Source organism: Bordetella sp. BOR01, assembly GCF_019218885.1.
Classification (GTDB): Bacteria; Pseudomonadota; Gammaproteobacteria; order Burkholderiales; family Burkholderiaceae_B; genus Bordetella_A.
This window is the reverse complement of sequence record NZ_JAHUWT010000001.1, coordinates 85,434-110,497: the sequence shown is the minus strand read 5'-3', so window position 1 is coordinate 110,497 and position 25,064 is coordinate 85,434. Positions and strand designations below refer to the sequence as shown.

At 65.3% G+C, this 25,064-nt stretch carries 25 protein-coding genes; 12 read left to right on the top strand and 13 right to left on the bottom strand.

The genetic code is table 11. From position 1 onward, the window contains the following. Window positions 1-104: 104 nt before the first annotated feature. Complete coding sequence (locus tag KW845_RS00520) at window positions 105-776, top strand: peroxiredoxin-like family protein (protein ID WP_218367244.1); 672 nt, start codon at window positions 105-107, stop codon at window positions 774-776. A 33-nt stretch (window positions 777-809) separates the two neighbouring features. Here the strand turns inward: KW845_RS00520 and KW845_RS00515 are convergent, their stop codons facing one another. The 3 genes from KW845_RS00515 to KW845_RS00505 all read right to left on the bottom strand — a co-directional run bounded on the left by KW845_RS00515 (window position 810) and on the right by KW845_RS00505 (window position 3,166). After that, on the bottom strand, window positions 810-1,712 hold the full coding sequence (locus KW845_RS00515) for a LysR family transcriptional regulator (protein ID WP_218367243.1): 903 nt from the start codon (window positions 1,710-1,712) through the stop codon (window positions 810-812). 81 nt (window positions 1,713-1,793) lie between these two features. After that, entirely contained in the window at window positions 1,794-2,570 is a 777-nt protein-coding gene (locus KW845_RS00510) for a S9 family peptidase (RefSeq protein ID WP_218367242.1), read from the bottom strand. Between the two features lie 56 nt (window positions 2,571-2,626). Continuing rightward, window positions 2,627-3,166, bottom strand: coding sequence for a carboxymuconolactone decarboxylase family protein (locus KW845_RS00505; RefSeq protein WP_218367241.1), 540 nt, complete (start codon window positions 3,164-3,166; stop codon window positions 2,627-2,629). 129 nt (window positions 3,167-3,295) lie between these two features. Here KW845_RS00505 and KW845_RS00500 point away from each other — a divergent pair, with 129 nt between their 5' ends. Continuing rightward, window positions 3,296-4,258 (top strand): AraC family transcriptional regulator, encoded by a 963-nt coding sequence (locus KW845_RS00500; RefSeq protein ID WP_218367240.1) that lies wholly within the window; start codon window positions 3,296-3,298, stop codon window positions 4,256-4,258. 74 nt (window positions 4,259-4,332) lie between these two features. Next, complete coding sequence (locus KW845_RS29395; RefSeq protein ID WP_255592270.1) at window positions 4,333-4,767, top strand: sel1 repeat family protein; 435 nt, start codon at window positions 4,333-4,335, stop codon at window positions 4,765-4,767. A 9-nt stretch (window positions 4,768-4,776) separates the two neighbouring features. Here KW845_RS29395 and KW845_RS00490 read toward each other — a convergent pair whose 3' ends face one another. The 7 genes from KW845_RS00490 to KW845_RS00460 form a co-directional block, all read right to left on the bottom strand. Further along, on the bottom strand, window positions 4,777-6,348 hold the full coding sequence (locus tag KW845_RS00490) for an ABC transporter substrate-binding protein (RefSeq protein ID WP_218367239.1): 1,572 nt from the start codon (window positions 6,346-6,348) through the stop codon (window positions 4,777-4,779). Between the two features lie 87 nt (window positions 6,349-6,435). Continuing rightward, window positions 6,436-7,056: a GntR family transcriptional regulator gene (locus KW845_RS00485; RefSeq protein ID WP_218367238.1), complete on the bottom strand. Its 621-nt coding sequence runs from the start codon at window positions 7,054-7,056 to the stop codon at window positions 6,436-6,438. A gap of 33 nt (window positions 7,057-7,089) precedes the next feature. Then, the gene (locus tag KW845_RS00480) at window positions 7,090-8,769 is read right to left on the bottom strand and encodes an ABC transporter ATP-binding protein (RefSeq protein ID WP_218367237.1); all 1,680 of its coding nucleotides are present in this window, start codon (window positions 8,767-8,769) and stop codon (window positions 7,090-7,092) included. After that, entirely contained in the window at window positions 8,766-9,590 is an 825-nt protein-coding gene (locus KW845_RS00475) for an ABC transporter permease (protein WP_218367236.1), read from the bottom strand. Before KW845_RS00475 ends, KW845_RS00480 begins: the two co-directional genes overlap by 4 nt. Beyond that, complete coding sequence (locus KW845_RS00470) at window positions 9,587-10,531, bottom strand: ABC transporter permease (RefSeq protein ID WP_218367235.1); 945 nt, start codon at window positions 10,529-10,531, stop codon at window positions 9,587-9,589. Before KW845_RS00470 ends, KW845_RS00475 begins: the two co-directional genes overlap by 4 nt. A 15-nt stretch (window positions 10,532-10,546) precedes the next feature. Next, a complete protein-coding gene (locus tag KW845_RS00465) occupies window positions 10,547-11,476 on the bottom strand; it encodes an alpha/beta hydrolase (protein WP_218367234.1) in 930 nt (309 codons plus the stop codon). A 142-nt stretch (window positions 11,477-11,618) separates the two neighbouring features. Continuing rightward, window positions 11,619-12,044 (bottom strand): Lrp/AsnC family transcriptional regulator, encoded by a 426-nt coding sequence (locus KW845_RS00460; RefSeq protein ID WP_218367233.1) that lies wholly within the window; start codon window positions 12,042-12,044, stop codon window positions 11,619-11,621. Window positions 12,045-12,165: 121 nt separating this feature from the next. Between KW845_RS00460 and KW845_RS00455 the strand changes: the two genes are divergently transcribed. Then, the gene (locus KW845_RS00455; protein ID WP_218367232.1) at window positions 12,166-13,218 is read left to right on the top strand and encodes an ornithine cyclodeaminase; all 1,053 of its coding nucleotides are present in this window, start codon (window positions 12,166-12,168) and stop codon (window positions 13,216-13,218) included. Between the two features lie 45 nt (window positions 13,219-13,263). Here the strand turns inward: KW845_RS00455 and KW845_RS00450 are convergent, their stop codons facing one another. Both KW845_RS00450 and KW845_RS00445 read right to left on the bottom strand, forming a co-directional pair. Continuing rightward, entirely contained in the window at window positions 13,264-14,847 is a 1,584-nt protein-coding gene (locus tag KW845_RS00450) for an ABC transporter substrate-binding protein (protein WP_255592266.1), read from the bottom strand. An 86-nt stretch (window positions 14,848-14,933) separates the two neighbouring features. Then, a complete protein-coding gene (locus KW845_RS00445) occupies window positions 14,934-16,430 on the bottom strand; it encodes a serine hydrolase (RefSeq protein WP_218367231.1) in 1,497 nt (498 codons plus the stop codon). Between the two features lie 260 nt (window positions 16,431-16,690). On the opposite strand from KW845_RS00445, the gene KW845_RS00440 reads away from it, so the two are divergent. The 7 genes from KW845_RS00440 to KW845_RS00410 all read left to right on the top strand — a co-directional run bounded on the left by KW845_RS00440 (window position 16,691) and on the right by KW845_RS00410 (window position 23,583). Then, complete coding sequence (locus KW845_RS00440; RefSeq protein ID WP_218367230.1) at window positions 16,691-16,822, top strand: entericidin A/B family lipoprotein; 132 nt, start codon at window positions 16,691-16,693, stop codon at window positions 16,820-16,822. 281 nt (window positions 16,823-17,103) lie between these two features. Further along, window positions 17,104-18,003, top strand: a complete 900-nt coding sequence (locus KW845_RS00435) for a hypothetical protein (RefSeq protein ID WP_218367229.1) — start codon at window positions 17,104-17,106, stop codon at window positions 18,001-18,003. A 100-nt stretch (window positions 18,004-18,103) separates the two neighbouring features. Next, window positions 18,104-19,150 carry an acyl-CoA dehydrogenase family protein gene (locus KW845_RS00430; RefSeq protein WP_218367228.1) on the top strand — a complete coding sequence of 349 codons (1,047 nt, stop codon included), beginning with the start codon at window positions 18,104-18,106 and terminating at the stop codon, window positions 19,148-19,150. Then, the gene (locus KW845_RS00425) at window positions 19,138-19,896 is read left to right on the top strand and encodes a PIG-L deacetylase family protein (protein ID WP_218367227.1); all 759 of its coding nucleotides are present in this window, start codon (window positions 19,138-19,140) and stop codon (window positions 19,894-19,896) included. The genes KW845_RS00430 and KW845_RS00425 overlap by 13 nt, the downstream gene beginning before the upstream one ends. Then, window positions 19,893-20,477, top strand: coding sequence for a bifunctional 2-polyprenyl-6-hydroxyphenol methylase/3-demethylubiquinol 3-O-methyltransferase UbiG (locus KW845_RS00420; protein ID WP_218367226.1), 585 nt, complete (start codon window positions 19,893-19,895; stop codon window positions 20,475-20,477). The genes KW845_RS00425 and KW845_RS00420 overlap by 4 nt, the downstream gene beginning before the upstream one ends. Then, window positions 20,474-21,178, top strand: coding sequence for a glycosyltransferase family 2 protein (locus tag KW845_RS00415; protein WP_218367225.1), 705 nt, complete (start codon window positions 20,474-20,476; stop codon window positions 21,176-21,178). Before KW845_RS00420 ends, KW845_RS00415 begins: the two co-directional genes overlap by 4 nt. An 11-nt stretch (window positions 21,179-21,189) precedes the next feature. Continuing rightward, on the top strand, window positions 21,190-23,583 hold the full coding sequence (locus tag KW845_RS00410) for a catalase (protein WP_218367224.1): 2,394 nt from the start codon (window positions 21,190-21,192) through the stop codon (window positions 23,581-23,583). Between the two features lie 6 nt (window positions 23,584-23,589). Here the strand turns inward: KW845_RS00410 and KW845_RS00405 are convergent, their stop codons facing one another. Further along, window positions 23,590-24,606 carry an NADP-dependent oxidoreductase gene (locus KW845_RS00405; protein ID WP_218367223.1) on the bottom strand — a complete coding sequence of 339 codons (1,017 nt, stop codon included), beginning with the start codon at window positions 24,604-24,606 and terminating at the stop codon, window positions 23,590-23,592. Window positions 24,607-24,781: 175 nt separating this feature from the next. Here KW845_RS00405 and KW845_RS00400 point away from each other — a divergent pair, with 175 nt between their 5' ends. Beyond that, the gene (locus KW845_RS00400; RefSeq protein WP_218367222.1) at window positions 24,782-25,054 is read left to right on the top strand and encodes a hypothetical protein; all 273 of its coding nucleotides are present in this window, start codon (window positions 24,782-24,784) and stop codon (window positions 25,052-25,054) included. Window positions 25,055-25,064: the final 10 nt, after the last annotated feature.

Sequence of the window (25,064 nt, the reverse complement as noted above, 5' to 3'; positions counted from 1 at the left end):
CGCCTACCGGTGCGCAATGCATTCCCGGAAGATGCATTCCACGACGAACCCATTCGTCGCCAGCACGAGCTGGACGTCAGGATCATCCTACCGGGAGACACATCATGTCGCTGCAAGACAGACTGGACGCCTTCAAGGCCGATTTCAAAGCGGGCAAGCCACCCTACAACGCCCCCGCCGAAATCCATCCCATCATGGAACGGGCTACCGCCGAACTGATCGCCACCGGGCAGGCCGGCCGCGCAATCAAGGCGGGCGAACGCGCTCCGCAATTCCAACTGAAGGATCAAGACGGCAACGAAGTCTCGTCGACCGAACTGCTGGCGCTAGGTCCGCTGGTGCTTACATTCTATCGCGGCGTATGGTGCCCCTACTGCAATCTTGAACTGCAGGCGCTGAACGAAGCGCTTCCGCAGATCCGGGACTACGGCGCCCGCGTCGTGGCGGTTTCTCCGCAAACCGCGGTCAACAGCCGCAAGTCGGTGCGCACCAATCAACTGGGCTTTCCCGTGCTGAGCGATGTACACAGCGAAACGGCCGCCGCCTTCGGCCTGCGCTTTGCCTTGCCCGACTACCTGGTGACACTGTACAAACAACTGAAGAACGACCTGCCGGCCTTCAATAACGACCCGGGCTGGGTATTACCCATGCCGGCGCGCTATGTCATCGGGCAGGATGGCTGGGTGCTGTATTCGGAAGTGAACCCCGACTACACGCACCGCCCCGACCCGTCAGAGATGTTCCCGATACTGGAAAACGCGGCCCAACACACTTGACAGGCCGGGGTGCCGAACCCCGCGGCAACGTGCTCACGCGGCCGCGCCGGCCGGCCCCGCCACCACGGTTTCGACAAACGCCACGAATGCGCGAGCCCTGGACGTAGCCAGCCGCCCGGACGGGAACACCGCCCACAAACCTACTGGTGGCAGCTTCCAGTCGTGCAACACGGCCTGCACTTTGCCGTTGGCCAACTCCGGCGCAAACATCCATTCCGACGCCACGGTCAGGCCCATGTCGGCCAGCACCGCAGCACGAAGGCCCTCGGCTGCGCTGACACGCACCCGCCCCGATACCGCCACAGCAGTTGCACTGCCATTGCGGCTGAACACCCAGGACTCGCCGCCGCCACGCTGCGAATACACGATGGCCTGATGCCGGCTCAGGTCGGCCGGCGTCCCGGGCACTCCGGCGGCCAGAAAATAAGCCGGCGTACCCACGACCAGGCGCGGGCTTTGAGCAATGCGGCGCGCCGTCATGGTGGAATCGTCCAGTTCTCCCATGCGCAACGCCACGTCTATTCCTTCTTCCAGCAAATCGATCTGCCGGTCATCGAGCAAGATATCGACTTGCAGGCTTGGATGCTGGTCCAGGAAGTCTTTCAGTACCGGCATGAGATGCAAACGTGCGAACGTTACCGCCGCGCAAATGCGCAGGGTGCCCGACAGGCTTTCCGATGACTGGCGCGCGGCCTGCTCGGCCTCGTCGGCTTCTACGATGGCGCGCTTAGCGTGCTCATAAAAACGCTGGCCCGCATCCGTAGGCATCAAGCCGCGTGTCGAACGCAGCAGCAAGCGGGCCCCCAGACGTGCTTCAAGCTGCGCCACCGATTTCGACACGGCCGGCTGGCCCAGCCGTAACCGCTTGGCAGCGGCGGAAAACGAACCAGCCTCGACAACAGCAACATAGGTTTCCATGGCGGCCATACGGTCCATGAGAATCTCTCCTGGTCTGTGCAGGGCGTGTGCCGTACCTGCTCCTGCTGCCCGGCAAGTTTACGCCCCGCCCTGCGCGCATCATGGCTGCGTGGCAGGCAGGAACCGGCTGGCCCAGGTCGAGATCATGGCGGCCGCGTAGTCGGCATCGCTGCGGCGAGTCAGTAAATGGTCCGCATCGTCCAGAGAAATGAAGCTCTTGGGATGCTTGGCGGCGGCAAAAATGCGGGCAGCATTGTCGATGCCCACCGTCGCGTCGCGAGGTGAATGCAGCACCAACAGCGGCACTCTCAGTTGCGCGATGCGCGCGCCGAGATCGTGCCGTGCCAAATCGGCGACGAAACGCTTGCGCACCACGAAGGGCCGCCCGGCAAGCAACACTTCGGCTTGGCCTTCGGTATCGATGACCTGCAGGCTGGCCGGATCGAACTGGTGCAGCACGTGCGCTACATCGAACGGCGCGCCGATGGTCGCCACCGCGCATATACCCGGCATGTCGGCAACTGCCGCCAGGCTGGCCGCGCCGCCCAGGCTGTGGCCGATGAGAATCGCGGGCGGCTTGCCGTCCGCCGCCAAGGCCCGGCCCGCGGCAACCAGGTCTTCAACGTCGGCGGCGAACGTGGTGTCGGCGAAGCTGCCGCCGCTGCCACCCAGGCCCGCAAAATCGAAACGCAGCACACCTATGCCGCGAGCGGCCAGTGCCCGCGCCAGGCGGGTTGCCGCCAGGCTGTCCTTGCCGCAGGTAAAGCAATGGGCCAATATGGCCCAGCCTGCCGGCCGGTCGGTGGCGGGCAGTTCCAGCCGCCCGGCTAGCCGGTAGCCTTGCGGGCCGTCGAATTCAAAGCTTTGCACGCTCATGGCAGGCATCCTTGGAAATCAATGCACCGGGCGGCCAGGCCGCCCGGCGGGGCTGCTTATTGCACCGGTGGGAAATCGACATCGGTGTCGTTGATGCGATTGAAGATGTTGGTAAAGATCACCAGGCCAATTACCAGCGAGATCTCGGCCAATTGTCCATCGGTATAACCCGCGGCACGGATCGCATCGAATTCGTCCTGGCCGATCGTGCCGCTGGTGCGCACCAGATTCAATACGAAATGCACCAGCGCATCGCGCTTGGCGTCACCCGTGGGTTGGCCAGTGCGAATCGCGCGCAGCGCATCGGCCGACAGGCCCGCCAGCTTGCCCAGCAGCACGTGGGCCGCCTCGCAATAATCGCAGCCGGTTTGCGTGCTGACAGCCAGCTTGATGGTTTCCAGGTCTTGCTTGCTGAGGCTGCCCGCGGCCGCTACGCCTTCCGCGTTCAATACGGCGGCCAGTTGCGCCGGGGCCAGATGGCCCAGGGCAGCAAACAGGTTGGGCACATTGCCACCAGCAATCTTGCGAACCTGGGCATAGACCTCGGCGGTGGCGCCGGTGGCGGTCGACAGGGCAGGAATAGCGATACGGCTCATGTTGTGACTCCTTGGGTTGGCTAGAAGAACCGATGATTCGGTAGGTGTTACTGTAGGCTCCGAGTATGATCCTGATAAGTCCTATAAAACCCATATAAATGCTTAATAGTTCCAAATGGAGCCTATCCCATGTCCTCTCCCCTGGACTGGCTGAGCCGCCTGCTGGACATCATCACCATCACTGGCCAACTGGAGATCCGCTGCGCTTATGGCGCGCCATGGCAGGTGGTGTATGCACAATCGGCCGCGCGCGAGATTCCCTACCACGTCGTGCTGCGGGGGCGTGCCATTCTTGAAAACCCCCAGGACAATTCAGTGCGCGAGTTGGACAGTGGCGACGTGGTGCTGCTATCGCACGGTTCGGCGCACGTACTGCACGATGGCAGCGGCAACACGCCGGCCCAGGCTACGCAGCGCCAGGGCTTCAATCTGTTGTTCAGCGAAAACGGCGGTCAGGGCGAGCGGCTGGACATGCTGTGCGGGCGCTTCGTCATCGCCCCGCCGCACGACAGGCTGGTGCGCGCCTACCTGCCGTCCACGCTGGTAGTACGCGCCACGGACGACAAGGCCGATGCCGGCCTGTCCGCCTCGTCTCACCTGGGCCGGCTGATGGACCTGATGCGCGTGGAATCGTCCAGTGACAGGCTGGGCGGGCACGCGATGCTGAACGCGTTGTCCGCGGCGTTGTTTGCCCTGGTCGTGCGCGCCGCCAGCGAGTCCGAGCAGGCGCCGGCCGGCCTGTTGGCACTGGCCGGCCACCCCCGCCTGGCTCCCGCGCTGCTGGCCATGCTGGGCGAACCCGCCCGGCCTTGGAAACTGCCCGAACTGGCCGCCCTGTGCAGCATGTCGCGCTCGACCTTCATGCGGCACTTCGAAAACCGGCTGGGGCGCTCGGCCTTCGATCTGCTGACCGATATCCGCATGAGCCTGGCCGCCAATGAACTGAAGAAACCCGCGGTCACCACGGAAGCCGTGGCCGAGCTCGTCGGCTATCAATCCCTATCGGCCTTCCGGCGCGTCTTCACGCACTGGATGGGGATGACACCGGGGCACTGGCGCCGCCAGGCTTCGGCTGCGCCTGAGCGCGCCTGAGGAAACTCCAGCTAGTGCCGCGGCGGGCGCATCGCCATCATGACGCCATCAAGACCATCTTCCAGGAAACCGCCATGACGTTCCATTCTTGCCCGACCCCGCCCTTGTTCCCGGCCGCGCGCGCATGGCGCCGCCACCTGGCCGCCGTATGGCTGTGCGGCCTGGGCATGCCGGCATGGAACGCACAGGCCGACACCCCCGCGTCCTGGCTATCGCCGGGACAGGTTTATCAGCTGGCCCTGGAAGCGCAGACCGACGCCGACTATGGCCGCATGCTGGCCCTGTTGCGCCAGGCCGGCAATGCCGATCACCTGCCCGCGCAAGAAATGCTGGTGCAAGTACTGCTGGCCGGCCCCGCCCTGTACGGCCGACACATCGCGGCCGACCGGTGCGAAGCGGCCACCTGGGCGCGCCGCTCGGCGGCGCAGGGCAGCGCGGTGGGCAGGCAGCAGTGGCTGTTCCTGGGCCGCGCCCGCCAGGCGCCGGACGGCAACGACGCCTGCAGCTAGGCCGGCTCGCTACGGCGCCGGCCGGGTTTCCCAGGCCCGCGGCTTGCCCTCGAACACGGTAAAGCCCGACACGCGGCTGTTCACGCCCCAGGGGTCCGAGCCGTTGTACAGCATGATCATCGGCGCCTGGGCCAGCATCAATTCGTGCAACTGGTCGAACAGGGCCTGCCGCCTGGCCGGATCCGATTCTTCGAAACTCCGGTCGATCAGTTCCTGCGCCCGGGGATCGTCCCAGACCTTGCGCGGCTGCTTGGCCTTGTCGCCCGAGAACTGTTCGTAGCTCAGTGCCGGATCCATGCGCGATGAATAGCTGAACGAACTGAGCTGGAATTTCCCGGTGTTGAAGCGGTCCAGGTGCGTGGCCCATTCCAGGACCTCGATGCGCGCGTTCACTCCCACCGCCTGCAGCATGGCCTGCACGATCACGGCAGCCTGGTAGCTGGGCACATGGCCGCGCTTGTTGGCCTGGATCACCAATTCCTGCCCCTGGTAGCCGGCTTCTTTCAGCAGTTGCTGCGCGCGTGCCGGGTCATACTGGTAGCCGCGGTCGTGCAGCGCGGAATGATAGGCCGAGCCCGCGTACACGGCCGACGGATTGACCCGGCCGATGCCTTCCGAAGCCGCCGCCACGATCTGCGGGATATCCAGCGCCGCCGCAATCGCCTGGCGCATCTTCACGTTGCTGAGCAAGGGGTCCTGGGTCTGGAACAGCAGTACATGCTTGGCTGCTTCCTGCGGGTATTCCAGGTGCACGCGCTTGTCCTGGCGCAGTTCTGCAAAATCGGTGCGCGCGATCTGGGCCGCATCCAGCGCGCCAGACAATAGCCCAGCCTTGACCGAGGACGGATCGGGCACGACCACAAAGCGCAGTTCATCGAAGCCGGGCCGCTTGGCGCCGACGTAGCCATCGGGCTTGTCGCCGCCCGGCGACTGGTAGCCGGGAAACGCCACCATGTCCACGTATTCGCCGCGCTTCCATTCCTTGAACTGGAACGGCCCGGTGCCGATAGGCTTGTCCCACGACCCATCGGGCTTGACCGAATCCTTGTGCAAGATCGCGGTCATGCCGCAGTCGGTGCGGGCCAGGGTGTCCAGGAACACCGCCGATTTGTGGTCGATGGTCATCACCACCGTGCCCGCGTCGGGCGCGCTGATGCCGGTTACCTTGACGATGCCGCGGCCGTCGAAATCGCTCAGGCAACGCCAGCCGGTATGAGGGTCCATATAGCGGTTCCAGCTCCACAGCACATCGGCCGAAGTCATCTCCTGGCCATTATGGAACTTCACGCCCTTGCGCAGGGTAAAGGTATAGGTCAGCCCGTCGTCGGACACCTGCACCGACTTGGCCAGCAGCGGCGCCACCGAGCCGTTGTTGCGATAGCCCACCAGGCCTTCCACCATGTGCATGACCACGCCATCGGTCGTGTTGTCGCGATTGACGCCGGGGTTGGTGGAACGGATATCGGCCGGCTGCGCTACGGTCAGCCGATCGGCCAGGACGGCGGCGGGGGCAAGCGCCAGCGTCAGCGCAAGGGCAAGCGTCCGGTACCACGTGATAAGCGGGAAATGACGGATCTTCATGCAAAGCTCCATTATGAGCACCACAATTGGCGCCAAAAAAACCTGCTCCACGGCCCCCTGCGCGGCTGGCCAGCCGCCTGGCGGTGGCTACGAGATGTCTTGCCCCACGTGCGCGCGTATCGCCTTCTGCACCCGCTTGAGGTCGCGGGCTTCCATGGCATCGACGATGTCGAAGTGTTCTTTGGCGGACTGCACAATGCGCTGATGAGTGACCCATTCGCGGGCCGGCGCGGCCGGGCCGCGCTTGCGCAGTTCGTAGATCAGCGCAACCAGTTCACGGTTGCGGCACATGTTGTACATGGCGGTGTGGAACGCCATGTTCACGTCGTAGAGTTCCAGCAGCGTGCCCGATGACAACAGCCCCTGGAAGCGTTCGGCCAGCCCGCGCAATTCGGCCAGCTTGGCCTTGGTGACATGCGGCATCAGGTCTTCGACGGCCGCCACCTCGAGCAGCTTGCGGATGTCGCGCACCTGGTCGTCGCGCGCGGCATCGCGCTCGAAGACGTGATAGCCGCGGTTGGGAATATGGCTGACGACGCGCGTGCTGGCCAGTTGGTCCAGCGCGCGGCGCACCTCGAGGCGGGTGGCATCGTAGCGTTCCTGCAGGTCGATCTGTTTCAGCCAGGAACCCGCGCTGAAGACCCCTGCCTGGATGTCTTGCGCGATACGGTCGGCCAGGTCGACCTTTTCTACCACCGATTTGGGCATCGGCTACTCCCGCGATTTCCTAAAGCACGCATTTTATGCAAAAGCGCCTGCCGCGGCGTGCGGGGCGGAGCCCGCCTGCCGTTCGCCTTCCAGGCGCCAGCGTAGGCAGACGCCGCCAGTGCCGTTGGCCTCGAGGGCGGGAATGGCCTGCAGCAGGCGCCGGGTATAGTCGTGGGCCGGCGCGTCGAAGATGCCATCGCGCGCGCCTTGCTCCACGATCTCGCCTTCGCGCATCACGATCACCCGGTCGGCCACCTGCTCGACCACGCCCAGGTCATGGCTGATGAACAGGCACGAAAACCCGTGCTTTTCCTGCAGCTGCGCAAACAGCGTCAATACCTGCGCGCGCACCGTCACATCCAGGGCCGACACCGGCTCGTCGGCGATCACGAACGCCGGGCGCCGCACGATGGCGCGCGCGATGGCAACGCGCTGCCGCTGGCCGCCGGACATTTCATGCGGATAGCGCACCGCGTATTCCGGCCCCAGGCCAACCTCGGTCAGCACTTCGTCCAGGCGCTCGCGCTTGGCTTGCGGGCTGAGTTCGGGCATAAAACGCAGCCCTTCGCTGACCAGCTGGCCGATGGTCATGCGCGGGTCCAGCGACGAGTACGGATCCTGGAAGACCATCTGGCAGTTCATCCGGTAGTCGCGCCAGCCCGGCGACCCGCGCCGGATCGATTGCCCGCGAAACAGCACTTCGCCCGACGAGGGCTTGAGCAGGCCCGCGATCACGCGGCCCAGCGTGGTCTTGCCCGAGCCGGAGCCCCCCACCACGGCCACTACCTCGCGCGGGCGCACCTGCAGGTCGATTCCTTTCAGGGCCCGCTGGCCCGCCGTGCGGGAGAACAACCGCTGCCGGCCGGCATAATCGACCACCAGGTTGCGCACGTCGACCACGGGCGCCTCGGCCACGGGCGGACGCGCCGGCATGCGCCGCGGCATGGCGTCCAGCAGCTTGCGCGTATAGGGATGGCGAGGCGTGGCCAGGATCGTGGGCGTATCGCCCGATTCGACCACTTCGCCCTTTTCCATGACCACGATGCGCTCGGTGTAGCAGGCCACCATGGGCAGGTCGTGGCTGATCATCAGCACGGCGGTATTGTGCTCGCGCGCCAGCGCGGCCATCAGTTCCAGCACATCGCGCTGCACCACCGCATCGAGCGCCGTGGTGGGCTCGTCGGCAATCAGCAGCGCCGGTTCCAGCAGCATCACCGAGGCCAGCATCATGCGCTGCCGCATCCCGCCCGAGAACTCGTGCGGCCAGGCCTGCATGGCCGCCTGCGGGTCGCGGATACCGACCCGCGCCAGCATGTCCAGGATGCGCCGGGTACGTTCCTTCGCATCCAGGTCGCGCCGATGCAGCGCCAGGCCTTCATCCAGTTGGCGCCCGATCGACATCGACGGGTTCAGCGAGGTCATCGGTTCTTGGAAAACCATGCCGATGCGGGCGCCGCGCAGGGTGCGCAGCGTGGCCGCGTCCGCCCGGGCGATGTCGATGCCGTCGAACACGATGGAGCCGGCCGACCGCACCAGGGGCGGCGGCGTCAGGCCGATGACGGCGCGGGCGGCCTGCGTCTTGCCGCTGCCGGACTCGCCCACGATGCCCACCCGTTCGCCCGGCGCCACCTCGAAGGCAATACGCTTGACGATCTCGCGCCCGCCCTGCCCCACGGTGATGGTCAGGCCCGCGACAGATACCAGAGCCTTCACAGTGCACTCCTCATGCGGGGATCCAGGCGGTCGCGCACCGCGTCGCCCAGCAGGTTGATGCCCAGCAGCGCCAGCGCGATGCACACGCCGGGCAGTATGGACAAGTAAGTGGCTTGCGCCAGGAACGGCCGGGCCGAGGCCAGCATGTTGCCCCAGGTCGGCGCCGGCGGCGGCACGCCCAGGCCCAGGAACGACAACGCGCTTTCCGAAAGAATCACCCAGCCGAACATCGAGGTCGCCAGCACCGTCAGCGGCGCCACGCAATTGGGCAGCACATGCCGGAACATCGTGTAGGCCTCGGAATTGCCCAGTACCCGCGAAGACTCGATGAACTCGCGCTCGCGCAGCGACAGCACCGTGCCGCGCACGATGCGCGTCACCGACGGCGTGTAGGCCAGGCCCAGCGCCAGGATGATGCCGTACTTGTTGGCCCCCACCACCGCCAGCAGGCCCAGGGCCAGCAGCAATCCGGGGAACGCCAGCAGGGCATTGTTGAAGGCCATGATCACGCGGTCGGTCCAGCCGCGCACAAAGCCGGTGACGGCGCCAATGACCGTGCCGGCGACCACGGCCAGCGTCACCGTGGTCAGGCTGATCCACACGCTGCTGGCGGCGCCGGCCATCAGGCGCGACAGCACATCGCGCCCGAATTCATCGGTGCCCAGCAGGAACTCGCCGCCGGGCGGCCGCAGGCGCGCGGTGAAGTTGATGCGCAGCGGGTCGTGCGGCGTCCAGACAGATCCGATCAGCGCAATAAGCACCATGGCGGCCACGATGCCGCCGCCGATCGCCGCATTGGCGGCGAGTCTTTTCTTGTTCATTCTGCCGCCACCCTGGGATCGAAGAACGGATAACAAAGGTCAATGACCAGGTTGACCACCACGTACACCACGGCCACGAACAGCAGGCAGCCCTGGATGACCGGGTAGTCGCGCGCGAAGATGGCATCGACCAGCAGGCGGCCCAGCCCGGGAATCGTGAATACCGTCTCGACCACGGCAATACCGCCCAGCAGGTTGCCCATGACCAGGCCGATCAGGGTCCAGGTCGGGCCGAACGCGTTGCGGAACGCGTGATGCATCATCACGGCCGATTCGCGCAGCCCCTTGGCGCGCGCATGGGTGATGTAGTCCAGGCGCAGCACTTCCAGGGTGCTGGCCCGCGCCATGCGCATCAGCACGCCGATCTCGTGCAGGAACAAGGTCAGGACCGGCATTGCCAGGTACAGCAGGCCGGCGCGCCAATCGGTGCCGATATCCACATACCCCACCACCGGCAGCCAGTCGAGCTTCAAGCCGAAGAAGATCAGCAGCAGCAGGCCCAGCCAGAAAGTGGGAATCGACACCAGCAGCGTGGCCAGGCTGACCAGCACCAGGTCGGGCGCGCGGTTCTGCTTCCAGGCCGCGATCATGCCCGCGGGCACGGCCACCACGCTGGCGAACAGCACCGCGGCCACCACCACCCGCGCGCTGACCAGGAAGCGTTCCCATACCAGGGGCAGCACCGGCTGGCCCGTGTTGATGGACACGCCCAGGTCGCCCGACATCAGGTTGCTGAACCAGATGCCGAACTGCACGGGCCAACTGCGGTCCAGGCCCAGCGTGGACCGCAAGTCGGCCAGCGCGGCGGGCGTGGCCAGGTCGCCCAGCAGCAGTTGCGCGGGGTCGCCGGGGATCAGGCGTATCAGAACGAATACCGCGACAGCCACGATGCCCAACGTGGGTATAGCCATCACCATCCGTGCAAGACAGAAACGTAGCATGTCGCTGGCCCGTGATTACGAGTTGCCGTGGGTGGCGGCGGGCTGCACCACGGCGGGCGTTGCGCAGCCGCGCGAAGCACGCAGGCGCTTCAGGGAGCCGGCCAGGAAATCCTGCACCGTGTCCACGCAGTTCAGGCCTTCGTGCGGCACGTTCTCGACGACATCCAGCGCCACGTCCACGCCGGCGCGCAGGAACGACTGGCGCAGGCTTTCGATGCGCTCGAGGCGGTTGCGGCCCGCATCGTTGGCACCGGGCATGTAGAACTTGCCGCCTTCGCGGTGCGTGATCTCCCAGGTTTCCAGGTCGGCCGCGCCTACCACCATATGCACGTCGACTTGCTTCAGGGCCTCGATGTCCGGGGCCTTGCCGAAACGCGCTTCCATGTCGCGCACGCCCACCCACCAGTCGCGGTCCGGGTCCAGCAGGGTGACCGAGCCGGGTGCGCCGATGGACACCGCCCACAGGCGCTCGGGATGCAGCAGCGCGAAGCGGTTCACGAACTGGCCGCCGCCCGAATAGCCGAACAGCGCAAAGCGCTTGAAATCGCAGCCGAACTTGGTGGCCACTTCATCGACCATGTCGAGCAGGATATGGTCATAGCGGAGTTCGCCTTCCTTGATCTGCTTGAAGCCATCGCGGTTGCCGTCGCCCAGCACGCCCACCGGGAACAGCGGGCACAGCACGATGCAGTCCTTCCAGCGCGCGAATTCGGCGAAGGCATTGCGGTACTCGATGAAGGCGCGGCCGGTGCCGTGCACGACCACCACCAGTTCCATGGGATGTTCGGCGGTGTCGATATGGGGCGGCACGTACATGCAGTACGAGAAGCGCGGGTCGCTGCGCGCGGCAAAGATGGTGCCCTTGCCCAGGTCGTAAAGCACGCGGGCGCGGGCGGCGGCGGCAGCGGGATCCAGTACGGGTTCAGTCTCGGCTTGGACAAGCATGGGTATCCTCGAAGATGCGGGTGAAACAGCCAGCGTGCTACTGGCCTGGAAATTTTTGGCTATCTAAATTGGCGCCAATTTTAGAAGGTTGATGCCGCCATGACAAGGAAATAATCGCCGGCCCGCCGTCGCGGCGTCCGGGTTATCCGATCTTGTAGGTCTTCAGGTGCAGGCTGGTTTCGGTAGCGGCGATGCCTTTGATCAGCCGGACCCGTTCCAGGATTTCCGACATTTCGGCAATGCTTTGCGCGCGCAATTCGGCCAGCAGGTCCCAGCGGCCATTGGTGTCGTGCAAGGCAGCCACGCCCGGCTCGCCCAGCAGCATGCTGACCACGCGGCGAGTTTCATTGCCATCGATGGCAATGCTCATCCAGGCGGATATCTGCGCCGGCTGCGCATCCGGCCGCAACCGCACCGTATAGCCGACGATGACGTTCTCGGCTTCCAGGCGGGCAATGCGGTTATTGACCGTGCCGCGCGAGACGTCCAGGCGCTTGGCAAGCGTGGCCACCGATTCTCTTGCGTTGGCCCGCAGCAAGCCCAGTAATCGTTGATCGAGATCGTCCATTCTCATTTCGTCAATTCTTGGCGCCAGTTTGGCATCTTATCTTGGTTTCCTGTGCAGGATGCAGGCTATTTCTTGACAGCGCCGCAGCGCAGAATCTGGGGTATGTACAACGGAGAAAGCCATGACATTGCTGCTTACCCCCCCAGATGTTGCATCCCTGGTCAGGCGACGAACGCTGCCCGGCTTCCTGGGACAACTCGAACAGGCCATACGCGAGGACTTCCTGCGCTGGCCCGAGTTCGACAAATCGGCCCGGCTGGCCGCACACTCGCCCAACGGCGTCATCGAACTGATGCCCGCAGCCGATGACTTGCTTTACAGCTTCAAGTACGTCAATGGGCATCCGAAGAATCCCCATTCGGGAATACCCACCGTCATGGCCTTCGGCGCCCTGGCCGAAGTGGCCACCGGCAAGCCGCTGCTGATCAGCGAGCTGACGCTGACCACCGCGCTGCGCACCGCCGCGACCTCGGTCATGGCGGCACGCGCGCTGGCACGCCAAGGCGCGCGGTCGATGGCTCTTATCGGCAACGGCGCGCAAAGCGAATTCCAGGCACTGGCATTCCATCATTTATTGGGTATCTCCGAGATACGCGCCTACGACATCGACTCCGCGGCCACCCGCAAGCTCATCCATAACCTGGCCGACGTCCCTGGCCTGAAGGTGACGGCCGCCGGCAGCACCATCCAGGCCGTGCGCGGCGCCGATATCGTGACCACGGTCACCGCCGACAAGGCCTACGCCACCATCCTGACGCCGGACATGATCAAGCCGGGCATGCACCTGAACGCCGTGGGCGGCGATTGCCCGGGCAAGACGGAATTGCATCGCGACATCCTGGCCGCGTCGTCGACCTTCGTCGAATTCGAGCCGCAGAGCCGCATCGAGGGCGACATCCAGCAAATGGACGCCGACTTCCCTGTCACCGAGCTGTGGCGCGTGCTGCGTGGCGTGGCTGCGGGCCGGGCCAGCGATACCGAAGTCACCGTATTCGATTCCGTGGGCTTCGCCATGGAAGACTATTCCGCCCTGCGCTTGCTGTACGCCGAAGCCTCCCGGCTTGGCCTGGGCCAGGAAGTGGCGCTGATCCCCGCCTTGCAAGACCCCAGGAACCTGTATTCCACCCTGCTGGCGCAAGACAGCCGCGTGCCGGCTTCCCTCCGCGCCGCATAGCCGCGGCGCAGCCCCGGCCTGCGCGCGGGCCGGGGCGCGGGCCGCTTATTGGTCCTTGCTCACTTCCCAGGCGCGCGGCTTGCGCAGCGCCCAGGGCACATAACCCTCGATGCCTTCCCGGTACGCGCCGATATCGGCGCCGTTGTACAACGGCAGCGTGGGGATATCCTGCAGGAACAATTCGTGCAACTGGTCGAAGATGGCCTGCCGCTTGGCGCGGTCGGTTTCCATGGCGGCCTGGTCGATCAGCTTGATGGCCTGCGGGTTGTCCCACACCTTGCGCGGCTGCGTGTTCTTGTCGCCGGTCACGGCCTCATAGCTTTGCGCCGGGTCCATGCGGGGCGAATATGGCTGCGCCAGCATCTGGTACTTGCCCGTCACATAGCGGTCTTGCAGCGCGCCCCATTCCATCACGTCCAGCCGCGCATTGATGCCGATGGACTGCAGCATCGCCTGCATCATCACCGCAGCGTTGTACGACTGGGGATAGCGGCGCGAGGCAATCAGCGAAATCGGCTGCCCCTGGTATCCCGATTCCTGCAGCAGTTTCTGCGCCAGCGCCGGATCGTAGGCCCAGCCCTTCTTTTGCTCATCGTTGAAGTAGCTCGAGGCCAGCGGCACGATGGAGTTGTTCCAGGGCGACAGCTTTTCGTTCACGGCGTCGGCCAGTTGCGGGTAGTCGATGGCGTGCGCGATGGCCTGGCGCAGCTTCGGATTGCGCATCAGTTGATCGCGCGTCTGGATCAGCAGGCCGGTCATGCCCAGCGCATTGGCATGCGACACCGTAATGCCCTTCATGCCCTGCAGTTCCGGCACATCGGTGGTGGACACGTCGGCGATGATGTCGATATCGCTGCGCTGCAAAGCCAGCTTGATGGTCGATTCATCGGGAATGATCACAAAGCGCACCTCGTCCACCAAAGGCCGTTTCGAGCCGGTGAAACCGTCGCGCTCGCCACCCTCGGGACCGGTGCGGTTGGCATAGTCCTTGAAGCGCGTCAGGCTGATGTATTCGCCGCGCCGCCATTCCTTAAGTTCGAACGGTCCGGTGCCCACGGGGTGGTCCCATGTTCCATCGGCACGCAGGGAATCGCGGTGCAAAATGCCCGTTCCGCCACAGTCCAGCCGCGACAGGCTGGCCAGGAACAGCCCGTTGGGCCGTTCCAGCGTGAACACGACGGTAGACGGATCCGGCGCCTGCACGTCTTCGACGCGCACGCCGTCGCGGCCGTCGAACTCGGTGCGGCAGCGCCAGCTGGTCTTGGGGTCCATATAGTGCTGCCAGGTCCACAGCACATCGGCCGATGTCAGCGTGGCGCCATTGTGGAACTTCACGTCCGGGCGCAGCTTGAACGTATAGGTCTTGCCATCGTCGCTGATGTCGACCGATTCAGCCAGCAGCGGCTTGACGTCGCCGTTCTCGCCAAAGGCCACCAGGCCCTCGACCATGTGCTGCACGATGGTATCGCTATTGGCATCGCGGTTGACGCCAGGCTGGGTCGAGCGAATATCGGCCGTCAGGGCAATGCGCAAGGGCGTGGCCGCGTGCGCGGTCGCGCCCAGCGCCAGGGCCAGGCCCAGTGCGGCCATGCACCGGGGTGCAATGTATTTGGATGGCTGGATCATCATTTGTTGTCTCCGGATGTATTCGATTCGTTGTCGCGATGCATGTGTTTTCCCCTGTTACAGTGTTCCGGCGGGCCGGATCGCCGATTTCAGCGCGCGGCCGCACCGGTCAGGTCCGGATGGCGCCGCAAGCCGCTGTTGACATTGACGCTGCGCTGCACGGTGATGCGGCCGCCGTCGAACACGCAACGCACCGTGTCCTTGAAGGCCGTCTGCGGAAAGATCCAGGTCATTTCCAGTACGGCGGCATCCGCCCAGCGCGCCAGGGCCACCACCGGTTCGTCGTGGAAGGTGTAGCCGTGGTGCAGGTCTTGCCCGGGCATGTCGGTGGTGGACTCGACCCAGCGGTCCAGGCCCGCGCGAATCTGGTGCAGGCCGGTGGTATCGCGCAACTGGAAGGTGCACTCGCCCGCCCCGAATGACAGCGTCACGGACTCGACGCCGGCCGCGTTGGCGTCAATGGCGTAGGCCATGCCATCGACCTGGGACTGCAAGGCTGAATGGCCTGCCGCCGGCACCGGCGGCGGCGCTTCCCATGCGCGGATGCGTTCGACCAGGCGCTGGTCGGCTGCCGCATCAGGCATGGCGTCACCCTGGAAGGCCGGTTTCAAGTCATTGAGCAGGTACGGGAACAAGGTGGCGCTCTTGTCCATCGCGGCCGTCAGCGCCAGCGTGACGCCGTGCTCGGCAAACACCGTCGACAACTGCACGAACACACCGATCGCGCTGTAAGTACCGGCGGGGCGTATCTGCCAGTGGTAGCCATAGGTGCTGCCAGGGCCGCCGTACGCGCGCGTGGCGTCTCGCACCCACTGCTCCGGCAGGATGCGCTTGCCTTGCCACAGGCCGCCCTGCGCATGCAGCACGCCCAGTTTCAGCAGGTCGGCCGTGCGCGCCGTCAGCCCGTTGCCGCCGGGGTTGATGCCGTCGGGGCCCATGGCCCAGCGTTCGTCGCATATGCCCAGCGGCTCGAACAGTCGGGGCCTCAGGTAGTCGTGCAGGGTCGCGCCCGTGACCTTGGTCAGAATGGCCGACAGCATGTAGCTGGCCGCGCTGGTATAGACGTATTCCGTTCCCGGCGCATGGACCAGGGGAATCTTGAAGAATTCGGCAATCCAGCTCGTGGAAATATTGCGCCAGACCGAACCCGATACCTCGCTGGCATGGCCGGTGCGCATGGTCAGCAGGTCTTGCACTGTCATGGCATGCAGCCATGCGCCGGCATCGGCCGGCAGCTCATCGGGGAAGTAATCGGCCACCCTGTCGGACAGCGACAAGTGCCCTTCTTCGATTGCCAGGCCGATGGCGCAGGCGGTGAAGCTCTTGGCCACCGAGTGCAGCACGCGCAGGCGGTCGGGGCGATACGGCCAGCGCCAGCCCTCGGCCACCACCCTGCCCTGGCGATGCAGCATGAAACTGTGCAGGTCCAGGCCGGCCGATTCAAGCTGGTCCAGGAAGGCAATGACCTGGTCGCCGTCGATCCCCACCGTGGACGGCGCGGCACGCGGCAGGCCGTCGTCGAAGGCCGGCCGTTCGCGGACAGGGGCGGCGCCGGGCTGCCCGACGGCGACGTTCGTATTGCGCATCTTGACCTCGTTATTGTCGTATCGCCTGATTTTGCGGGATGTGCTCTGCCACGCGCCAGGCTGCGACGCCGGCAATGCAAGCAAAGTCCCCGCAACTATCCTGGCCGTAAATTACCACATTTTTGGCGCCAATATTATTTCCCATTTTTGCCGGGCCGGAAGGCCGGGAAGCCCGGCGATGGGGCATCCGTCACGGCCCAGGCATGGCGTTTGCTGTCTGGTGGCACGCAAACACTCTCAACCCCAGCAAGGAGAAGCAAATGAACGGCAAAAAATGGATCCTCGTGGTGGCGCTGTTCGCCGCCGGCGTGACGGCGGGCTGCAACACCATGCACGGCGCAGGCGAAGACATTGAACGCGGCGGGGAAAAGGTCCAGGAAAACGCGCGGTAAGCGTACCTGCCGACCGGGCCTGCCGCGCGCATTGCGCCGGCGGACTTTGCGCTGCCGGGGCCGTGCCGTCGTGACGCCTCGGCAGCAACCGCCTCGAGCGCCGTTGCGCCATTTCCCGGCGCGGCGGCGCCGAAAGACTCTCAACAAGGAGACATCATGCGATCCATTCTCTTGTGGCTGCTGGGAGTGCCCATTCCCATCATCATCCTGATCGCCCTGTTCTGGCACTGACCTGCCACTGATCCTGAGGCGCTGTGGCGTCAACCTGAAAAGGAAATACCATGCAGAATATTCAGCCTGCTACCGCGTATCCGGGCAGCCCCGCCCTGTCGGCAGAGTCATCGCGGTCGGCGGTGTCCTGGGGCGCCGTCATCGCTGGCGCAGTCATTGCGGCAGCCATGTCCACCATGCTGATCACCGGCGGAACCGGACTCGGTTTCCTGTCGGTGTCGCCCTGGCGCGATGAAGGCACGTCGGGTTCCGCGATTGCCGTCGGAACCATCATCTGGCTGCTCGTCACCCAGGTGATCGCGTATGGCGTGGCCGGCTATGTCACGGGCAGGCTGCGCACCAAATGGACGGATGTGGCCGGCGACGAGGTCTATTTCCGCGATACCGCCCATGGCTTTCTGGTCTGGGCATTAAGCGCCGTCATTGGCCTGGTCTTGCTGGCATCCACCGTCGCCTCGATAGTGTCCGGCACCGCAAAGGCCGGCGCAACGCTGGCGGGCGCCGGCGCGGGCGCGGCCACGGCCGTGGCAAGCGATACCGCGCAGGCAGGCTCTGGCGGCCATGCGCTGGACTATTTCACAGATGCGCTGCTGCGGCCGGATGATCCGCTGGTCTCGGTAGCACAGGGCGACGTGCGGCCGGAAGTGTCGCGCATCCTGGCGCGCAGTGCCGTCAACGGCCAGTTGTCCGACGCCGACCAATCCTACCTGGTCAAGCTGATCGCCCAGCATGCCGGCCTGGACGAGACCGCCGCCCAGCAACGGCTGACACAGATCCAGGAGCAGGCCAAACAGGCGGCCCAGCAGGCCGAGCAGAAAACCCGCGAAACCGCTGACACCGCACGCAAGGCCGCGGCCGCCTTCTCGTTGTGGGCGTTTGCGTCGCTGCTGATTGGCGCTTTTGTGGCGAGCTTTACCGCCACCATCGGCGGGCGGGCACGCGATCGCTGAGCTGGCAGGGGGCTACGCACTGCCGCGGCAGCCCGGCGGCCCGTAGTCCCCGCTGCTGGCGCGCCGGTCGCGACTTCATCCTCTTGGAAGGCCAGACGATATGAGCGAAGCAGTATCGCTGTCTCAGATCCCCACCGTCGCGAACCTGCACGCGCTATTGAATGCGGCCGGCCATTCGCAGCAGCCTTGCGAGCAACTCCGATGGCTGGTGGTGTCCGGATACGCCGAGATTCCGTTCCCCGGGCTGGGCCATACATTGAAACGGTGGCAAACGCTGTCCACGGTGGCGCAGCACGACCTGGCGTTGGCCAAGCTCTTCGAAAGCCACGCCGACGCGCAGGCCATCCTGGCCGAACTGGGCCACGAACATGAATTCGTGCCCATGCAGGTCTGGGCCGTCTGGTGTGCCGACCCCCCTGGCAAGCGGGTCCGGGTGTCGTCGTCCACGTCCGATACGGGCAAGGCCCGTATCCATGGCACCAAGCCCTGGTGCTCGGGCGCCGCGTACGTCCGCCATGCCCTGGTCAGCGCCTGGGATGAAGCGGATCGCCCCCGGTTGGTCGCCGTGGACATGGCTCAATCCGAAGCCCGGGTCACGCGGGACGGCTGGCACGCCGTCGGCATGGCCGCCACCGCCAGCGTGGACGTGATATTCGATGGAGCCGAGGGATTCCTGGTGGGAAACCCCGGAACCTATGTCGACCGCCCGGGGTTCCACCACGGCGCGGCCGGCATCGCCGCATGCTGGTACGGGGCGGCGAGCGCCATCGCCGGCCATGTTCTCGAGGCAGTGCGGCGGCGGCCCGACAACCCTCATGCCCTGGCCCATCTGGGCACGCTCGACATCGTGCTTGCCCAGGCGCGCGGCCAGCTACGGGCGGCCGCTGCCGAAATCGACGCCCAACCCGGCAGTGCCTGCAGCCACGCGGTGCGCCGGGCCCGCCTGGCTGTCGAGGCCGCGGCGGAAACCATCCTGCAGCAGGCGCCGCGCGCGGTGGGCGCAGGACCAATGTGCAAGAACGCCCACTTAGCCCGCCTGATGGCCGACTTGCCCGTGTTCATCCGCCAAAGCCATGCAGAACGCGACCTGGCCGAGCACGGGCGAGCGGTGGCCGAACAGGATCAGGCGGCATCATGGATGCTCTGAGCAGCCGTGCCATCGTCGGGGAAGGCACGCCGGAAACGGCCTGGCAGGCCTGGCTGGTACGCCACCCATTGAGTACGGGCGATGTGGCCAGCCTGGTGCAAGGCAGCGGCACCGTCCAGATCGTCGCGCCCCATCCCGATGACGAGATATTGAGTTGCGCGGGCATCATGCGGCAATTGGCGCGCCAGGGAACGAAGATCCAGGTATGGGCAGTGACCGATGGCGAAGCCAGCCATCCCGGTTCCCGGCGCTGGCAAGCCGCGCTGCTGGCCGGCACGCGAACGCGCGAAAGCGAGCGTGCCCTGCAGCTACTTTCCGTACGGGTGCGGCGCAGGCGGCTGGCGATTCCCGACGGGGCGGTCGCCCGCCATGAACAAGCGCTTGCGGCCGCGCTGGCCGCATCCTTCGATGCCGGCGATACCGTCATTGCGCCCTGGCGCCTGGACGGCCATCCCGACCACGAGGCCGTGGCGCGCGCCAGCCTGCAGGCGGCGGCCGCGCGCGGCTGCAGATTCCTGGAAGTGCCGATCTGGGGTTGGCATTGGGCCGACCCCAGGCGCGGGGATTTTCCCGCACACCGCGCGCTCACCATAGCCCTGCCCCCCGCCGACCTGGCCGCCAAGGCGCGCGCCATCCGGGCGTTTCGTACCCAACTGGAATCCGATCCCGATACAGGCAGCCCCCCCATCCTGCCGGCATTCGCGCTGGCCCGGCTGCAGCGCCCCTTCGAAGTGGTGCTGCAATGACGGATTTCGAAGCCCTTTATCGCCGCGACCCCGACCCATGGGCCGTGCGCACGTCCTGGTACGAGCGGCGCAAGCGGGCCGTGCTCATGGCAACCCTGCCACGCGAGGACTACCGCTACGCACTCGAACTGGGGTGCGGCACCGGCGAAGCCACCCGGCTGCTGGCCTCTCGCTGCGCCGCCGTCCACGTGGCCGATGGCTCTCCCACGGCGATTGCGCGGTGCGGCCAGGCAATGGCCCGCGACGGCATGTCCAACGTGCAGCTCGACGTATTGCAGTTGCCCGCGTCATGGCCGCTGCAAGCGGGCGACTCGGCCGACCTTATCGTGGTGTCCGAGCTGGCCTACTACTTTCCCGACCAGGATCTCGAGACGTTCTTCATCCGCTGCCTGCAATCGCTGGCCGTGGGCGGAGACTGGGTCATGTGCCATTACAAGGCGCAGTTCGATGACCGGTGCCAGGCAACCAGCCGGATACACGACGCGATCGACGACTTTGCCGGGCTGCGCCGCATCGTGGCACACGATGATGAGTGCTTCCGGCTGGACATCTGGCGCAGGCACCAGGGAGCCTTCGCATGATCGGCATCTGCATCCCTGCGCACAACGAAGAAGGCGGCATAGACCGCTGCCTGGCATCCGTGGTGCATGCGGCGCAGCACCCCGGGTTGCTGGGCGAACCCGTGGAAGTTGCTGTCGTACTGGACGCCTGTACCGACAAGACTGCCGCCCGCGCGCGCACCTGGCAAGTCACGCTGCTGGCGGCGGACCACCGCAATGTCGGACTGGCCCGGGCGGCCGGCGCCCGGCACCTGCTGGCCGAGGGCGCGCGCTGGCTGGCATTCACGGACGCCGATACCGTGGTGTCCGAGGCCTGGTTGGTGCATCAGCTTTCGCTGCGGGCGGCGGTCGTCTGCGGCACCGTGGGCGTGTCGGACTGGGCCGGCCACGGCCCCTACGCCGAACGCGCGCAGGCCTTGTTCCGGTCCCAGTATCAGGATCGCGACGGGCACCGGCATGTCCATGGCGCCAATCTGGGCATCGAGGCATCGGCCTACCGGCGCATCGGCGGTTTCGAGGCGCTGGCATGCAGCGAAGACCAGGCCCTGGTAGACCGGCTTGAACATGCCGGCGTTTCCATCGCCTGGACCGCACTGCCCCGCGTAACGACCAGCACACGCCCGTTTTCCCGCATAGCCGGCGGGTTTGCCTGCACCCTGCGCCAGGCTTGGCAACAGGACGGCCCACCTACCCCGCTTGAAATTTCGACCGATCATTCATAAAGGAGCCGATCATGGCAACCCGCAAGCATCCGCAATCGAAGGACACGCAGCAACCCGCGGTGGACACCGCCTACCTGAACTCGGACAGCGGCCCGGCACTGCCGCCTGCCGACGCAGCAACGCATCCCGCCTTGAAAAAGGCGCGCGCAGTGGGACAGATGGTAAGCGGCATGCCGAACAACGCGAACAAGGCGGCCGAATATGGCAAGCAAGCCGCGCGCCCGCCCACGGGCAGCGTGGTTGAACCGGCGGACGATGCGGCCACCGCCAGCACGCTGTCGGAAAAGAACCGGTCGGTGAAGACCGGCGCCAAGGCCAGCGCGGGTGTCAACGCGGCCGGCGGCGAATTGCCGCGGGTGCGCGCCGATAGCGGCGGCCAGGCCATGACAACCAACCAAGGAGTGCCGGTTTCGGATAACCAGAGCTCGTTGAAGGCCGGCCTGCGCGGCCCGGCGCTGCTGAAGGATTTCATCCTGCGCGAGAAAATCACGCACTTCGACCATGAACGCATCCCTGAACGCATCGTCCATGCCCGGGGCTCTGCCGCGCATGGCTACTTCGAATGCTACGAACCGCTAACCACGCTGACCTGTGCCACGCCTTTCGCCGAAGCAGGCAAGCGCACGCCCGTCTTCGTGCGATTTTCCACCGTAGCCGGCGAGCGCGGCTCGAAAGACACCGCGCGCGACATACGCGGCTTCGCCGTGAAGTTCTATACCGACCAGGGAAACTGGGATCTGGTCGGCAACAATATCCCGGTCTTCTTCATCCAGGACGCCATGAAGTTCCCCGACCTGGTGCACGCGGTGAAGCCCGAGCCCCATCACGGCATGCCCCAGGCGGCATCCGCCCACGACACCTTCTGGGACTTCATTTCTCTGATGCCGGAGTCGATGCACGTGATCATGTGGGCGATGTCGGACCGCGCCATCCCGCGCAGCTTCCGCATGATGCAGGGCTTCGGGGTCCATACCTTCCGCTTCGTCAACGCCGAGGGCGCCTCCAAGCTGGTGAAGTTCCATTGGAATCCCAAGCTGGGTACGCATTCCCTGGTCTGGGAAGAAGCGGTCAAGGTATCCGGTGCCGATCCGGATTTTCATCGGCGCGACCTGTGGGAAGCGATCGAAGCGGGCGAGTACCCGGAATGGGAACTCGGTGTGCAGGTGTTCGACGAAGCGCAAGCCGACAAATTCAGTTTCGATGTGCTGGATTCGACCAAGATCGTGCCCGAAGAACTCGTGCCCGTCACGCCGGTCGGCCGCCTGGTGCTGAACCGCAACCCGGACAACTTCTTCGCCGAGACCGAGCAAGTGGCTTTCTGTACCGCGCACGTGGTGCCCGGCATCGACTTCACCAACGACCCATTGCTGGCCGGGCGCATCCATTCCTACGTGGACACGCAGATCTCGCGCCTGGGCGGGCCGAATTTTCATGAACTGCCGATCAATGCGCCGCTGGCACCCGTGCACAATAACCAGCGCGATGGCATGCACCGCCAGGCCATCCACCGTGGCCGCGTCTCGTATGAGCCCAACTCGCTGGCGGGCGGCTGCCCGTTCCAGGCCGGTGCCGCCGGGTTCGTCTCGTTTCCGGAACCGATCGCGGCCGACGAATTACGCGGCAAGCCCGAAAAATTCGCCGAACACTACAACCAGGCCACGCTTTTCTACGCCAGCCAGGCCGACCACGAAAAACAGCACATCGCCGATGCCTTTTCATTCGAGCTCAGCAAAGTCACCGTAGCAGGCATACGCCAGCGCATGGTGGCGATGTTGCGCAACGTATCGGAAGACCTGGCCCAGGCCGTGGCGGCCAATCTGGGCATGCCGGAGTTGCCCGCGCCGTTGCCGCGCGCGACCAAGGGCCCGGTCAAGCCGGAAGTGACCCAATCGGAGTTCCTGTCGCTATTGTCGCGCCCGGGCGAAGGTGGCATCCGTACGCGCAAGATTGCCGTCATGGTGACCGACGGGGTAAGCGGCCAGACCGCGGCACAGGTGGCAAGGGCCCTGATCGCCAAGGGCGCGGTGGTGCGCTTGGTCGGCCAGCATGTCGGGCTGATAAAGGACGAAGCCGGTGCTGCCCTGGACGTGGACGCCTCATTCAAGAACAGCCCATCCGCCCTGTTCGACGCGGCAGTGGTTCCCGACGGCGACGCGGCGGTCGACGCATTGTGCGCCGATGGCCTGGCCCTGGAATTCATCCGGGACCAGTTCCGCCACGGCAAGTCCTTGCTGGCGGTCGGCGCCGGCCGGCGGCTGCTGGAACAGGCAGGCCTGCCCCTCGATGGCGCGGATGCCGGGCTGGTCGTCTGCAACGATGCCGGGAAAACCGGCATGACGCGGTTCATCCAGGCCGTGGCACAGCACCGCCATCCGGAACGCGAAACCGATCCGCCGCTGGTGTAGAACGATTCACCCTTCGACACGAATGATCAATTTGCCGAAGTTCTTGCCCGAGAGCATTCCAACGAATGCCTCGGGCGCGTTTTCCAGGCCGTCGACAATATCTTCCCTGTACTTGATTTCCCCCGCGGCCACGCGCGGCCCCAGGTCTTGTTCGAAAGCGGCATAGTGCTCTTGCGCGAACTCGTAGTTGATGAACCCGCGCACGAGGATGCTGCGTCGCAAGATGGCGGACATCAGGGCCGGCAGCCGGTCTTCGCCTTCGGTATTGACGACGGAGTATTGCGCGATCAGCCCGCACACGGGAACCCTGGAATACTGATTCAGCAAGGGAAAGATCAGATCCCAGATAGGCCCGCCGACATTCTCGAAGTAAACGTCGATACCTTGCGGGCACGCCGCGGCCAGATCTGCGGCAAGGCTGCCGGATCGATGGTCCAGGCAGGCGTCGAAACCCAGGGCGTCTTTCACATACGCACACTTCTGCGGCCCCCCGGCGATACCGACCGCACGCGCCCCGGCCAGTTTCGCCAACTGGCCTACCAGCGACCCCACGGGGCCGGACGCTGCAGCCACCGCAACCGTCTCGCCGGCCTTGGGTCGACCTATCAGCTTCATTCCGCTGTAGGCAGTGAATCCCGGCATGCCAAGCACGCCCAGTGCCGTGGTCAAGGGCGCGCCGAACGTGTTGATGTGCTTTACGGCATCGCCCTTCATCACGGCATGGGTGCACCACCCGGTATGCGCCCTGACCAGGTCGCCCGCCGCGAATTCCGGATGCCTGGACCGAGTGACTTCGCAGATGGTTTCCCCTTGCATGACGCCATCGACAGGCACCGGCTTCGCATAGGACTTCGCGTCGCTCATCCGGCCGCGCATATAGGGGTCAAGCGAAAGGTACAAGACGCGCAGCTCGACTTGTCCATCGGCGGGCTGTTCGAGGTCGAGGCTTTCGAGCCGGAAGTTCTGGACTGTCGGCTCTGCTGCTGGCCTGCTTGCCAGCACGATTCTCTTGCCTGAGGACATATCGGCACTCCTTCAAAGCGTATTCACCGGAGCCTGCCCCGGAAATGATGGTCATGGCAAACCATCATAGCGCTAGTGCTGATGGACTTGGGCGCGTGACACAGGCCCTTGGCTGGCTTGCGGAGACGGCCAATTCTGGCCGGCGACTACAATACAGGATTACCCAAGGAGAATTATGTTGAAATTTGAGCCCGGCGCACGGGCGTATCTATCGGAAATCAGGGCCCTCTCGACCGACGAGGACGACAACGATGTATTTGTGGGCATGACGGTGGAAGAATCCACCTGGTATCAGGGCTATGTCGAAAAATCGTTCGGCGGCACCGCCAACCGCTTCGATGGCTCGCAAGAAAAGTATCTTGAGCTACAGGACAAGCATGAAACCGCAAGGCTGCGGGTCATCGAAACCGAGCATCAGGCAGCGGTTGAAAAAACCACTCTCGAGTAGAAGCTCGTCA